Origin of the sequence: Chryseobacterium daeguense DSM 19388, assembly GCF_000430825.1 — a bacterium.
In the GTDB taxonomy this organism is placed as follows: domain Bacteria; phylum Bacteroidota; class Bacteroidia; order Flavobacteriales; family Weeksellaceae; genus Chryseobacterium; species Chryseobacterium daeguense.
Window position 1 is genome coordinate 97,202 of the sequence record NZ_AUMT01000014.1, and the last position, 13,780, is coordinate 110,981.

The following is a 13,780-nucleotide window of genomic DNA, read 5'->3' on the forward strand; positions in this document are numbered from 1 at the left end:
AAAAAATAACAATATAGAAAGGCGACCAAAAACCCACCGATAATCCCTGATAATCAATATTTTATAACTATAATTATTTCATCACGCGAAGATATAACAGGAAAATTAATTATGTTGAACATAGTTAATTTTTGATCATTAACAAAAAAACCGCCACTAGTGGCGGTTTAATATTAATAAAATGTAATCAATTTAATTTTGATTCCAGAATGGAGTAAATTGATTTTTAACAAATACTTGTGCACTTGAAATATTTGGAACATTGGCAGAGTTAGCAGCATATTCAGAGTTTGGATATACTAATCTGTATGGTTTATTAGGATACTGAGCCGTGGTAGCCATTGGAGTAAATGGATAACCTGTTCTATTGTATTCAATAAACATTTCTGTTGGATTAATATTTGTCAATGCGATCCATTTCTGAGTCATTATTGTTTCAATTTTTTGAGCATCAGTTCCGGTCCATCCTAAACCTGGTCTTGTGGCAATACCATTGATATAGTTTGTCCAAGCTGCATTAGTCATATTTGTTCCAAGCCAAGTTGCATTAGCAACTATAGCAGCATTAAATTTAGCAGCAGGAGAGAAAGTAAAAATTGAAGGCCATCTAAGCGCAGCTTCTGCTTGTAACAAATTACTTTCAGCTCTTGAAAAAAGCACTCCACCTCTTGAATTATTCTCCTCAATAACGTCTCCCCATGTAGCAACAGCTGCTCCTCCTGAGAAATTGCCTGTAGCCAATTTTGAAGTATTAACATTATTTACAGGTACACCAGGCTGACCTGGTACATTTCCTTGTCTTACACCTTTTAGTCCTGTAAATGGAGCTCCTGTATAATCTACAGAAGATACATTGGTAAATAATCTTGTTCTTCTTGGATCTTTAAGACCTGTAAATTTACTGTAATTGGCATCATTCAATATAACATTACCCTCCAATGAATTTGCCATGTGCTCAGAAACTACTACTACCGCATAGTTTGACACTTGCTGGCCTGATGCATTTCTAGCCCAGTTTAAGATAAAAGGATTCATCTTAGCATCAGTAGATGAAGAATATCCAGGGTTCACTGTTACCTCTTCATCAATAAATGTTGCACCAGATAAAGTCTGAAGTTTAGAATCTCTATAGGTTGCCAAGTCACCAGTTACTTTAGACATTCTAAGTAGTAATCTAAGTTTAATGGTATTGGAAAGCGCCTTCCATTTATCCATATCTCCAGCAAAGACAATATCAGAAACTGGTTCTAAAGGATGTATATCCGGTGATGAAGCTGGTGCATCGATTAAAGCATTAGCTTCTTCTAATTTAGATATTAAATTTTTATAAATATCCGTGTCATTATCGTATTTTGGGGTAGTATTTTGCTGCCCCATGAACGCTTCGCTGTAAGGAGAATCTCCATAAAGATCCACAATATATTGCATATAATATGCTTTCATGATCTTAGCAATAGCAATATAGTAATCTTGCTCATGGTTGTTATTGGTAAACTTCTCCATCTGGTCGAAATTTGCAATTCTTGGATACAGTCCTTCCCAAATTCCTCTATAGAAAGTATTATCTACACTTGATAAGCTGAATTCTCTGGAATAAGGTCCCGCAATTGTATAAGAATTTCCCGCCCAGCTGTTCATCATAAGATTTCCAAACTGCATCATAGTTCCCGCCTGCGTTCTGTAAGCTGTAGTAACAGCACCTGGAAGCATAAGTTCAGGGGTAATATTTTCTGCCTGGATTGCATTTGGATTGTCATTTACATCCAAATATTCATTACTACAAGATACTGCGTTGAAACTTAAAGCGGCAGCTAGAATTGTTATTAAAAATTTATTGTTTTTCATTTTGTTAATTAAAAAGTTACATTAAGGTTAAAACCAAAAGTTCTCATACTAGGATATTGCCCTGTAACAGCAACACCTGCTGCATTTCCAGTAGTATTGGCTGTTTCCGGGTCATTATAGTTTCTATTATCTTTAGCATAAATGAAGAATGGATTTCTTGCATAAACACCAATTGCTAATGAATTAACAAATGTGTTTCTTAAGATTGATTTTGGTAAATCATAGCTTAAAGCAATTTCCCTCACTTTTAATGCTGTACCATCTACAACAAACTCCTCTCCTACAGATGAATAAGCAGCAGTTGTAAAGTAATTCATAACTCCAAAATAACTTGGATCATTTCCTACCGGTGTATTATTAGCTACATACTGGCCATTGATTAATTGAACCGAATTAGGAACTACATATCCCTGAGATCTGTCAAAATCAGCAGTTTTTTCAGTAGATCCTGTAGAACCTAAACTTGCTTTTGCCAATGACACAAAACTATTTCCAGTTCTGTAATCTGCAGTTGCACTCAAAGTAATTCCTTTAAATTTGAATGAAGTACTAAATCCTAAGATATAATCAGGATTTACTTTTCCAAGAACTTCAAAATTTGTTGTAGACAATGGATTACCATTTGCGTTTACAATGATATTTCCATTTGGGTCTCTTTGATACTTAGTCCCTTTAATAACGGGGAAATTTTCACCCTTAACGGCAAATATTCCGATATTTGTAGTAGTAGAGTTATACAAAGCTACCTCGTCGGCACCTTCCGCAAGTGACAGGATTTCCGTATCATAAGTTGAATATGAACCTCTTACCTTCCATTCAAAGTCTTTTGTCTTGATAGGTGTAAGACCTAAATCAATTTCGTACCCTTGGTTTCGGCTATTTCCGATATTATCCTGGAAGTTAGTGATACCCGAAGCAGAAGAAGTAGATATAGTGGTAATAAAGTTCTTGTTATCATTTCTAAATACTGATGCATCTACAGTAATTCTGTCTTTAAAGAATCCTAATTGTAGAGAAGCTTCTTTTGATTGATAGAATTCCGGTTCAATATCTTGTGCAAACACAGTAGTAGTAGGCAAATAAGATGAAAGCGAACCAAAAGGATAACCTACAGGAAATGCTCCCACTCTGTCTAATCCATACAAATCAATTGTAGAGCTATTTCCAACTCTACTATAGTTCAAGCTTACTTTTGCATAGTTTAATACGTTTCCTTTAATACTTGCGAATGCTTTTGTAGGAACGAATGAAGCTCCAAAGGAGTAATACGGATATCCTTTATTACTAAATGGCAGCTGTACACCTTGAATAGTTACTGGGTTAACACTTGTAAGTGAACTTTTCTCATATCTGAAGGTGGAGTTAAAGAATAAGTAATCTTTATAACTTAAATCTAAATTCGCAAACCAAGCAAAAGATCTTTGTCTTGTATTATTATTATTAAGATTATAGAACTGGTCAGGCTGCAATACATTATTGATGTGATACCATCCCGGTATTTTCAGATTCTCACCACCCACCTGTGCAACAGAAGTGGAAGCATCCTGAATATTGTGCCCTACATTAAACTTAAGACCAATATCGTCTGTCAAATTATAATCAAAATTTGCCATTAAATCTCCATAATATCTAAAGCTAGTACCCACAGTTTTATAATAATTCGATACAATTGGATCTAGACCATAATCTGTTGGGTGCGTATCATCAATGGGAGTATCGGTACCTGTATATTCTCTATCAAAAGCAAAGGCATTTAGATGACTTTCTTCTACAGTAGAGCCAGAAACTACAGTTCCTGCATAAGTAAATGAAATATGATCACTTAGCTTATATTCCAAATTAAGTAATCCAGTAAACGTTCTGTCTTTAACATCTGTTCTATCATTATCAATAGTCCAGTAAGGGTTAACAGTATAAATGCTATAACTGGCATCCGGAAGAGAATATCTGAATTGTCTTATATCAACGTTTGTAGGCGTTTGAAGTAATTGTCCATATAGATTAGAATTTGTAGTTGATGTTCTTCTGTCTAAAAAGTTTACGTTTCCATCAATTCTAAACTTACCTAATTGCTTTCCTGCTTTTAATATAAAGTTGTTTCTCTTTAAATTATCTTTATCAACTACAAAGTCATTTTCTGCCCTGTTTACTGATAAGAAAACATAAGAATCAGATCCTCCAGCTGTTACGGATAATCCATTTTGAATTAAAACTCCTGTCTTAAAGAAGTTAGATATTCCGTCTTTTTTATAATCAAAAGTTTCTCTGAACCATGAGTTGTCGGCCTGAGGCATTCCTACAAGCAATGATTGCCCACCTAAAACAGAGGAGTAAGCAGGTCCCCAGTTAGTGTTTTCATACGGTGTCCAGTTTGCACCACCATAATCAGTAGTATCAAAGGTATCACCCGGATAACCCTGACCATAAAGTTTTTGTCTGATTGGCAGTTTAAAAACATTTGAAAAATCAATTGAGCTTGTAAGGTTGAATTGCAGTTTTTCAGATTTCGTTCCTCTTTTTGTCGTTACTACAATAACACCATTACTTCCTCTTTCACCATATAAGGCAGCACCTTGCATACCTTTGATAATGTTCATATTATCAATAATTTCTGGTGGTATATTTTGTAAAATATCTAATGTTGAAATTACTCCGTCAATCACAACCAGAGCCTGATTATTTCCGGAAATAGATCTTGGTCCTCTTAATACAACTCTCGTTGATGAATTTACAGAGTTATTCGTAGTATTAATCTGTAAGCCAGAAACTTTTCCAGTTAAGGCTTGAACTGCGTTCGGGTTATTAGCTTGAGTGATTTCGGCATTATTTACTACCTGATTGGTAGAAGTGATTGCATCCTGTCTCTTTTTCAAACCTAAGGCTCCTGTAACAACAACCTCACGGATGTCTGTAGTTTTCACAGAATCATTAGACGTCTGCTGTGCACTTAACATCACAAATGACGATGTCAGGACTACAGCTAAGACACTTGTAGTTAATTTCTTCATATTTAAATTGATTATTTTTTTTATTGGTGCAAATATGAAAAACTTTCTAAAGGCGACCAAGTATTTTGTTAAAAATCTTTAAATTTGGATCGTTTTATATTTTTAAAGCCAAAAAAATTATGGATTTACTAAAAAAATGGTCGGTTTTTTACATTGAAGCAGGGTGTGATGAGGTAGGAAGAGGCTGTTTATGTGGTCCTGTAGTAGCGGCAGCGGTTATTTTGGATGAAAATTTTAACCAAAATTTAGTTAATGATTCAAAAAAATTAAATTTCAAGACCAGAATGGATCTTGACAGCTATATAAAAGACAATGTTAAGGATTATGCTATTGCAGAGCTTCCTGCAGAGTTTATAGATCAGCACAATATCCTCAATGCAAGCATTCATGCAATGCATCAGGCCCTTGATAAATTAAAAATACGCCCGGAACTGATTTTGGTAGATGGAAACAGATTCCATCCTTATAATTTTATTCCGCATCAATGTATTGTTCAGGGAGATGCAAAAGTATTGTCAATAGCGGCAGCGTCTATTTTAGCAAAAAATTACAGAGATCAGTTAATGATCAACCTTCATGACGAGCATCCTGAATATGGATGGGATACCAACTTCGGGTATGCAACTAAAAAACATCAGGATGCATTAATAAAATTTGGACCGACGAAATATCATCGCCGTTCCTTCAGATTAAAATATGACTAGGAAAACATTTCTATAATTTGTGAAATTTTAACGAAAATTAAGAATATAAAAAAGAGAAGCGTTTTGCTTCTCTTTTTATGTGAATATTATTTCTTTTTATTTTTTTGCTCCTGATATTTTTGCTGTTCCTGAGCTTTTTCCATCATCTCTCTCATACGCTTCTGGAACTTACCTTCTGCTTTTGGTTTTTCTTTGTTGGCCTGAATCTGCGCATGAATTTTCTTTTCATCCAAAATCAGGTATTTAATGACAAGGATAATCAAAATATTAATAGCATTCGATACGAAGTAGTACCATGAAAGACCAGATGCCGAAGTATTCAGGAAGAATAAGAATGTAATTGGGAAAATGTACATTAATACTTTCATGTTTGGCATTCCCTCCTGTTGCGGCTGCTGCATATTTCCGGAAGTCATTACAGTATAGATTAAAATCACAACAGTACACGCTAATGCAAAAATACTTAAGTGATCCCCAAGGAAAGGAATTTTAAATGGTAATTTAATTAAATCATCATAAGCCGTCAAATCTTTTGCAAACCAGAATCCCTGTCCTCTTAAGTCAATAAAGTTCGGGAAAAAGCGGAATAAGGCATAGAAGATCGGAATCTGTACCAGCGCCGGTAAACATCCCGCCATCTGGTTGACACCGGCTTTTCGGTAGACTTCCATCGTTGCCTGCTGCTTTTTCATTGGGTCTGCATCCTTCAATTTAGCATTTACTTCATCAATTTCCGGACGGATTACCCTCATCATTGCACTCAGCTTATGCTGTTTGTACATAATCGGGGATAAGATTAGCTTAACAAGTATGGTCAGAACAAAAATTGCCCAGCCTGCTGTTAACCCCCAGGAAGAAATAAAGTTATAAATAGGGATAAAGAATCCCCTGTTCATCCATCCGATGAAAGACCATCCCAAAGGAAGAATTTCGTCGAAGTTTTTATCGTAAGATTTTAATAATGGTAAATCCAAAGGCATAAAGTACCATGTGAAATCCTGATTCAATTCGCTGCCTGTCATTTGAACAAAACCTTCATAGTTTAGCTTTTTCAAATACTCACCTTCTTCTACTATTTCCTGATTTCCTTTGCTTTGTGTAAATCCGATTTTAGACTCAATCACAGAAGTGAAAAACTGCTGTTTTACACCAATCCAGTTAAGGGTTTCTTTTTCCTCCTCCATGGTTGTTCTTCCGTCATAATCATAATCTTTATAATTATTGAAAGCATACGAGAATTCTGAATGCGACTGCTCCTGAGCTCTACCCTTCTCCAGATTCCTCACACTATAATCCCAGATAAAATCTGCTTTATTATCTGCAGTGATCTTTGAAAGGCCCTGAGTTCTTACTTTAAAGTCTAGTGTATATTTAGGAAGTAAAGTATAAATAAACTGAATAACCGCACCATTATAGTTAGCCGTCATGGTTACAGCATTTCCATTAACAGTAGGTGCAAAAACTAAATCTTTAGTATTAATTACTTTTCCAGTTTTATCTTTGAATTGGAAACCGTAGTTGGAATTATTTTTAGTGATCAGGTATAGCGGAAGGTCTGCCTTATCCGTTTTATGATCATAAGCTTTGTATTCTGCAAGTTCCACTTTAGAAACCTGGCCTCCTAAGCTTGCAAATTCTATTTTTAATTCTTTGTTAGAAAGATTCGCTGTCTGAATTGCGTTGGGAGTTACATTTGGATTGATATTGCTTGCCTGAGTTTGTTTTATGGCATTTTTTACCTGTTCGGTCTTTTGTTGCTGAGCTTTTACCTCTTCTTCTTTTGACTGCTTGTTTTGGAAATAAAACATGAAACCAAAAAGAACCAAACATAAAACCGCAAAACTAATCATTTGACTTTTATCGAGTCCGTTGTTCTGTTGCATTTTATTTTAATTAAAATTTTTACCTATTTATTTTATTTTTTACCACAAAAGGCACAAAGTTTTGTTTAACACTTAGGCTTTTTGAAATATCTGATTTTTCAGCTTTTGTAAGCTATTTTAATTTCAAAGTATAAAACTTAAAGTCCAAAGGCTGCTTTTGTTTCTTTTGTGGTTAAATTTTTAATTTTATATGTATAACAAATGTTATATATTTTCGAGTCGACAAAAATACTGTTTTTTTATCAAAACTCTATCCTATAATATATTACTATATAATAAACTCAGGCTGAGAATAATCAGTCTGAGTTTATTTATGACGTTTGTAATTAAAGAATTACTTTATTCATTCAAACCTTCAAGGTTTTAAAAACCCTGAAGGCTTAATAATTTATATTATTTCGTTTCACAAGCCTTAATGAAAGCTCTGAATAACGGATGCGGTGTAGCGACCGTACTTTTATATTCCGGATGGTATTGTACCCCTACATAGAACGGGTGGTCCGGCATTTCTAATGCTTCCACCAATCCTGTTTCCGGGTTTGTACCTGTTGCAAGGAAACCGTTTTTCTCAAATTCACTTATATAATCACTGTTGAATTCATATCTATGACGGTGTCTTTCAGAAATATGTTTTGTTCCGTAGATGTCATTTAATTTAGAACCATTTTTCAATGCACACTTCCAAGCTCCAAGACGCATTGTTCCTCCTTTATCCACTACATTTTTCTGCTCTTCCATTAATGATATCACTGGATGTTCCGTAGAAGTATCAAATTCCATTGAGTTTGCTTTTGCATGTCCAAGAATATTTCTTGCAAATTCTATCGTCATGATCTGCATTCCCAGACAAATACCCAGCATCGGAACTTTATTTTCCCTTGCATATTGTGCAGTAAGAACTTTCCCTTCTATTCCCCTGTCGCCAAAACCTGGAGCAACAAGGATTCCGTCTACATCTTTTAAAGTATCTTTAATATTTTCCGGTGTAATATCTCCACTGTATACCCATCTGATCTTCACTTCAGTCTCAAGGCCTGCACCTGCATGCTTGAAAGCTTCGGCTATGGAAATATAAGAATCCTGAAGAGAAACGTATTTACCTACCAATGCAATTTCTACAGATTTTTTAGGGTTCTGGAATTTTTTAAGGAATGTTTTCCAGTCTTTAAGATCTGCTTCTTTATCATTCTTAAGATCCAGTTCTTTAAGAACCACATCATCAAAATTTTGTTTTTGAAGGTACATCGGAACTTCATAGATCGTTTCCAGATCTTTACATTCAATTACGTTATCTAAAGGAACATTACAAAACTGAGCCAGCTTTGCTCTCTGATCCTTCGGAATTTTATGCTCCGTTCTGCAAACTAAAACATCTGCCATAATTCCGCTTTCCATCAACTGGCGAACAGAGTGCTGGGAAGGTTTAGTTTTTAATTCACCACTTGAAGCCAGATAAGGCAATAAAGTAAGGTGAATCACCATAGAATTTTTCTCACCCAATTCCCACTTCAACTGGCGAACAGTTTCTATGTAAGGTAAAGATTCGATATCTCCTACAGTTCCACCGATCTCAGTAATTATGATATCGTAGTTCTGTTTAGATAAAATTTTAATTCTGCGTTTGATTTCGTTCGTAATATGAGGAATTACCTGAACTGTTTTTCCAAGGAAGTCTCCTTTTCTTTCTTTTTCAATTACAGTCTGGTAGATTTTTCCTGTCGTAACGTTGTTATTTTGGGAAGTAGGAGCATCAAGATAACGCTCATAGTGGCCTAAATCCAGATCCGTCTCCGCGCCATCTTCGGTTACATAGCATTCTCCGTGTTCATAAGGATTCAGTGTTCCTGGGTCTATATTGATGTAAGGATCTAGTTTTTGGATCGTTACATTAAAGCCGCGTGATTTTAGTAGAAGTCCCAGAGAAGCAGAAACGATTCCCTTTCCCAAAGATGAAGTTACACCTCCTGTCACAAAGATGTACTTTGTATTCTTTTTACTCATTAGATTAGGTTTGTGCAAAGTTAGGGGAAAAAGAAATACAAAGCAATTTTAGATTATAATTTTAAATTAATTAACGGCTCTTACCGTACACTTGGTGGCTGAGGCTCTAAGTCACCAATGCAAAAAAGGTTTCCAAAAAATGAAAACCTTTCCTAAACCAAATTATATATATGAAAACTATTGCTTAATTAACTCAAAATATAAGTTAACGTCAACGTCTTTAGCCACACCTGCTCCCGTAGGATCATATTTAATATTATAATCCAAACGGTTTACTTTAAATGTTGTCTGCAATCCCATAATCTCCTTTCCCTGCTGGTTTTTTGTAACACCACCGAAAGTTAGCGGAACACTGATCTCTTTCGTTATATCTTTAATTGTCAGTTTTCCTTTTAATATATATGTATTATTTTTATCTTTTGTAATAGAAGTCGTTACAAAATTCATGGTTGGATATTTTTCAGCGTCGAAAAAGTCTGCACTTTTCAAATGCTTATCTCTCATTTCAACTCCTGTATTGATCGTATTAACATCAACAGTCACGCTCAAATCCCCTTTATCAATAGTATTGCCTTTAGTTGCCGCTTTTCCGTCAAACTTATCGAATCTGCCCTGTACAAAGCTGATTCCCATATGCTTTATATTGAAATTAACTGAAGAATGCATTGAGTCCAACATCCAGTCTGTCTGAGCGAAACTCAGGATACTTAGAAGTGTAAATACGAAAGTAAAAAATACCTTTTTCATAATATATCTATTTTTTTAGATTAATCTTAAAGCGAAGCTACGTTAACTATAACGACAAGACATTGATCTATGTTATTTTTTTTGATTTTGATATAATTATTTTTGAATAGAGAAAATTAAAAAGATAGATTATAAAAAATGTAATTAATGAATTTAAATAAGTTAATAAGCTGAGTATATTCTGATCTTTTGTTCCATAAGGATTGAAACCGGATAAGACTAAACCAATAACATAAATAATTTCAAACAGAAGTGCCATCCTTAAAATAGAGTGGTAATTCTTTTTAAATATTATAACTGTAATAAATGCCACAACAGAAACAAATCCGCATTCTATAAGTATTAAGAAAGGGTGCATTCCAAAATTTCCTCCAGGTAATTTCATGATATATAAAATTAATACACTCAATACAAAGTTTATAATTGACATCAGCACAAAAATCTCAACACTTTTCAGCAAAATATTTTTCATACCCGAAAATTAACTAAAATTCGGAAGAAAAATTCAAAAAAAATTTTGAACTTCGCAGTATGGCAAAATTAAAAACAGCATATTTCTGTCAAAACTGCGGAACCCAGTATTCTCAATGGATGGGACAATGCAAAAACTGTGGGCAGTGGAATACTTTGGTGGAGGAAGTTGTGGAAAAAACCTCTTCAAAAACACCACCTTTTTCAAAATCGAAACAGCATGTTATTAATATCGTTGAAGTAGAAACCAATGAAGAACCGAGGATTAAAACCCCTTCCGAAGAACTCAACCGTGTTTTGGGTGGCGGAATTGTCCTGGGCTCCGTAACATTGATCGGCGGGGAACCCGGAATCGGTAAATCTACTCTTCTTCTCCAACTTGCCCTGAAAATGAAGAAAAAAATCTTTTATGTTTCGGGTGAAGAAAGTGCTTCCCAAATCAAAATGAGGGCGGATAGGTTAACAGATATCCAAAATCCGAACTGTTTTCTTTTTACAGAAACCAATCTGGAAAAAATCCTTCATGAAGCCAAAAAATTAGAACCTGATTTCGTTATTATTGATTCCATTCAGACTTTGCAGTCTCAGCTGATTGAAAGTTCTCCGGGAACCGTTTCCCAGATCAGAGAATGTTCCAACGAGATAATTAAATATGCAAAAGAAAACAATATTCCTGTTTTTTTAGTCGGTCACATCACAAAAGACGGACAGATTGCAGGCCCGAAAGTCCTGGAACATATGGTAGATGTTGTCCTCAATTTTGATGGTGACAGAAATCACCTTTTCAGACTGCTCAGAGCCAACAAAAACCGTTTCGGATCTACTTCCGAAATTGGAATTTATGAAATGGTTTCCCAAGGTTTAAAGGAAATAAAAAACCCTTCTGAAATTTTAATTACAAAAAAATTCGAAGAGCTTTCCGGAAACTCCGTTGCCGTGACTTTGGAAGGAAACCGCCCGATGCTGTTGGAAATCCAGGCATTGGTGAGTACGGCCGTTTATGGAACACCACAGAGAAGTTCCACCGGCTTTGATGCCAAAAGATTGAATATGCTTCTTGCTGTTTTAGAAAAGCGTGCTGGTTTTCAACTGGGCGCAAAAGATGTTTTTTTAAATATCACAGGCGGAATAAAAACGGATGATCCGGCTCTGGATCTGGCGGTTGTAGCTTCCATTCTTTCATCTAATGAAGATATTGCGATTTCGGAACATTATTGTTTTGCCGGAGAAATTGGCTTAAGTGGAGAAATCCGCCCGATTGCACAGGCCGAACAGCGAATTACCGAAGCAGAAAAATTAGGCTACGAAAAAATTTTTATATCTAATTTAAATAAACTTCCAAAGAAAAAATTCGGAATTAAAATTGAGGAAGTGAGTAAAATTGAAGATTTTCACGAAAGGCTTTTTTAGAGTTATGAATGATAAATTTTGATTTTTGATTTTGCTCACGATAGTTATATTAATTATTTCAATCAACTTATAATTTATAGCTCATAATTCATAACTTTAATACATGAATTACCTGGCTCATTCTTTCCTCACCTTTACCGAAGGCCAAATTGTTGGTCAGTTTCTGGAAGATTTTATCCGAAACAGGGACCGATTTTCATTTCCGAAAGATATTCAGGACGGGATTACAATGCATCGCGCCATTGACACTTTCACCGATTCGCATCCTGCTATTCATGAAGCGAAAAAGGTTTTTGCACCGTTGGTAAGATTGTATTCCGGAGCATTTGTGGATGTTTCCATGGATTATTTTGTGGCAAATGATTTGAGCCTGCATTCGCTTCAGGGCTGGAAAGAGCATTCATTAAATGTCTATCGTGTTTTGAATAAATATCATGAATTTTTGCCTGAAAGCTTAAAAAGAATGCTCGTGAAAATGGAACATGACGATTGGCTTTACAATTACCGCAATGACCAGGGAATACAATTCAGTATGAGAAATGTTTTACACAAAGCGAAATACCTTGATATTAATATTCCTGTTTTTGAGGCTTTTTTAAAAAATAAAGATATACTCCAACAATGCTATGATGATTTTTTTCCGGACTTACTGAGTCATGCAAATGGAATCAACACACTCTTACAAATGGAAAAATAAACAGGCTGCTTCTAAAAGAGACAGCCTGATTTACCTAAAATTAATAATATTTTTTATTGTGCCGAATCACAGAAAGAAATATGTAAAAGACCTCCAGCAGGGAACGGAGATCCGTTTGATACCCCATTGTAAGATACTGTTATAGATGTCACTGTATTTTGCACAGCAAATGTTCCTGGCTGTGTTATTGTGTTTCCGGTAACTGTTGGTACCTGGTTACATGACTGTGATGTTAATAATGTAGGATTGGATATGGTGGTCGCTCCATTTTTAGCAGTAACAGTCGCAACATTATTTGATCCTGAATACCAACCATTTGCATTGATTTTCACATTAGATACAGGCTTGCTGAATGTAAATGTTATAGACCCTGGAGAATTATAAGTTCCTATTTTCCAAGAATTTGATGTTGAATGTCCACCACAGGAATCCATTTGTGATCCTGCTGTTACATATCCTGTAGTAGTAACATTTACCGCAACTGACTGACCATTAATTAAATATGTATTTGGGAAGTTTGATCTTCCTAACCAAACTGTCTGACAAGGGTCAATTGCTGGATCCTGCGCATTATAATAAACATCTCTTGAACATGTGCTGCTCCCTAATGTAAAGGTATAATTAAATGTACCTGAATTAATTGGTGTTCCATTTCCTGTAACCATAACAGTCTGAACTTGCAACTATTTTTGAGACAAAATTTATATACTCTTTATGCTACATTTTTAGATTGATTAGACATTAAATTTTGATACTCTCTTATGGTTAAATTTCCTAAAGCTGAATGCCTTCTCTGGGTGTTGTAAAATGTTTCTATATATTCAAACACAGAGTTTTTGGCGTGGTCTCTAGTTTCATATTTATTTTGATAGACAAGTTCGGTTTTCAGAGTTTTGAAAAAACTCTCCGCTACAGCATTATCATAGCAATTTCCCTTTCCACTCATACTTCGGGTAATATTTTTCCCGACTATTGACGTAAATTCTGTGCACGCATACTGTATCCCTCTGTCTG

The 13,780-nt window shown here is 35.1% G+C and carries 11 protein-coding genes; 3 read left to right on the forward strand and 8 right to left on the reverse strand.

What is annotated here, in order from left to right; translation table 11 throughout:
- Positions 1–192 precede the first annotated feature (192 nt).
- Positions 193–1,845: a SusD/RagB family nutrient-binding outer membrane lipoprotein gene (locus H560_RS0116265; protein WP_051289366.1), complete on the reverse strand. Its 1,653-nt coding sequence runs from the start codon at positions 1,843–1,845 to the stop codon at positions 193–195.
- Between the two features lie 8 nt (positions 1,846–1,853).
- Positions 1,854–4,853, reverse strand: a complete 3,000-nt coding sequence (locus H560_RS0116270; RefSeq protein WP_027381007.1) for a SusC/RagA family TonB-linked outer membrane protein — start codon at positions 4,851–4,853, stop codon at positions 1,854–1,856.
- A gap of 119 nt (positions 4,854–4,972) precedes the next feature.
- Here H560_RS0116270 and H560_RS0116275 point away from each other — a divergent pair, with 119 nt between their 5' ends.
- The gene (locus tag H560_RS0116275) at positions 4,973–5,557 is read left to right on the forward strand and encodes a ribonuclease HII (protein ID WP_027381008.1); all 585 of its coding nucleotides are present in this window, start codon (positions 4,973–4,975) and stop codon (positions 5,555–5,557) included.
- 86 nt (positions 5,558–5,643) lie between these two features.
- On the opposite strand, the gene yidC is transcribed toward H560_RS0116275, so the two are convergent.
- The 4 genes from yidC to H560_RS0116295 all read right to left on the reverse strand — a co-directional run bounded on the left by yidC (position 5,644) and on the right by H560_RS0116295 (position 10,573).
- Positions 5,644–7,440 (reverse strand): membrane protein insertase YidC, encoded by a 1,797-nt coding sequence (yidC, locus tag H560_RS0116280; RefSeq protein WP_027381009.1) that lies wholly within the window; start codon positions 7,438–7,440, stop codon positions 5,644–5,646.
- A 393-nt stretch (positions 7,441–7,833) separates the two neighbouring features.
- Positions 7,834–9,441, reverse strand: a complete 1,608-nt coding sequence (locus H560_RS0116285) for a CTP synthase (protein ID WP_027381010.1) — start codon at positions 9,439–9,441, stop codon at positions 7,834–7,836.
- Positions 9,442–9,618: 177 nt separating this feature from the next.
- Entirely contained in the window at positions 9,619–10,188 is a 570-nt protein-coding gene (locus H560_RS0116290) for a YceI family protein (protein WP_027381011.1), read from the reverse strand.
- Between the two features lie 67 nt (positions 10,189–10,255).
- Positions 10,256–10,573 carry a hypothetical protein gene (locus H560_RS0116295; protein WP_155845033.1) on the reverse strand — a complete coding sequence of 106 codons (318 nt, stop codon included), beginning with the start codon at positions 10,571–10,573 and terminating at the stop codon, positions 10,256–10,258.
- Positions 10,574–10,719: 146 nt separating this feature from the next.
- Between H560_RS0116295 and radA the strand changes: the two genes are divergently transcribed.
- Positions 10,720–12,069, forward strand: a complete 1,350-nt coding sequence (radA, locus tag H560_RS0116300; protein WP_027381013.1) for a DNA repair protein RadA — start codon at positions 10,720–10,722, stop codon at positions 12,067–12,069.
- A 103-nt stretch (positions 12,070–12,172) separates the two neighbouring features.
- A complete protein-coding gene (locus H560_RS0116305; RefSeq protein WP_027381014.1) occupies positions 12,173–12,766 on the forward strand; it encodes an acyl carrier protein phosphodiesterase in 594 nt (197 codons plus the stop codon).
- Between the two features lie 53 nt (positions 12,767–12,819).
- Here H560_RS0116305 and H560_RS0116310 read toward each other — a convergent pair whose 3' ends face one another.
- Both H560_RS0116310 and H560_RS23420 read right to left on the reverse strand, forming a co-directional pair.
- Positions 12,820–13,431, reverse strand: coding sequence for a hypothetical protein (locus H560_RS0116310; RefSeq protein ID WP_027381015.1), 612 nt, complete (start codon positions 13,429–13,431; stop codon positions 12,820–12,822).
- A 47-nt stretch (positions 13,432–13,478) separates the two neighbouring features.
- A partial coding sequence (locus tag H560_RS23420) for an IS3 family transposase (protein ID WP_027378952.1) occupies positions 13,479–13,780 on the reverse strand: 302 nt, incomplete at its 5' end.